Source organism: Oleiphilus sp. HI0086, from assembly GCF_001635225.1.
Genome location: NZ_LWFZ01000050.1, coordinates 1 through 1,053 on the forward strand (window position 1 = coordinate 1; position 1,053 = coordinate 1,053).

Here is a 1,053-nt window from a genome sequence, read left to right on the forward strand (position 1 = left end):
GAAGTTGAGGCGATTGCGATTATGACTGATGCCGATGACTCCGGGTCGAATGCCGAAGCTGAATACGGTGATATATTCTTTTCGGAACGGTGATAGGGATTTCACGGATGGTCAAGTTGCTGAAATCCTGCAGTCTTAAAAACGCGCCATTCCCGTAGTCTTAAAGACGCGTCATTCCCGCAGTGTGTTAAGCGGGAATCCATTTTGCTTGATGCGCCGTGCTAGGTATCATGGATCCCGGCTGAAGAGCACACCGGGATGACGATAGTGCACCCTAATGCCAAACAACCGCTTGGCGTGCTTCATACCAATCATCCAAATGAGGCTTGTAACTCGACTCAATAACATCTCGCTTCATCTTCATCGTCGGTGTTAGGTGCCCGCTGGCGATGCTCCACTCATCACTGACAATCGTCACGAACTTGATATGCTCATGAGGGTCAAGTGTAGAGTTTACGTCCTTGATTAAAGATTGAAAGCTAGAGGCAAGCTCTGCTTTAAAGTCATCACAGCTTGTTTTTTTGGCCGATGATTCGGCTAATACTACCAATGCGTGAGGTTGTGGGTACTCAGCGCCCGATACACAAACCATCTCAATGTCTTGATGGCCAATAATCTTATTCTCTATTGGCGCTGGCGCAACGTATTTACCTTTACTGGTTTTAAATATTTCTTTGGTTCGTCCGGTAATCTTAAGGCGTTTAAGTTCATCAATTTCACCACGATCCCCGGTTTTCAAATAGCCATCTTCAGTGAACTCAGCCTTGGTTTTCGCCTCATCCTTGTAGTAACCCATCATCAGGGTAGGGCTCTTGATTTGAATTTCACCTTGCTCACTGATTCGACAATCAACACCAGGTAAAGGTTCACCTACGTAACCAAGGCAACTTCTGCCTGGCTGGGACATATGAGAATAACCAAAGTTTTCAGACATGCCGTAGCCTTCGAGGAGTTCAAGACCAAGCTTTTGGTACCAGGCAATCGTATCTTGACTTAGTGGTGCAGAGCCACTCGCAGCATAGCGTACATCCTGCAGACCAAGCGTCTTCAATA

General features: G+C 46.6%; 1 protein-coding gene. It reads right to left on the reverse strand.

Annotated elements, in window-relative coordinates:
• Positions 1-274: 274 nt before the first annotated feature.
• Positions 275-1,053 (reverse strand): AMP-binding protein (locus A3756_RS00830; protein WP_156490147.1); only part of this gene is annotated, 779 nt, incomplete at its 5' end.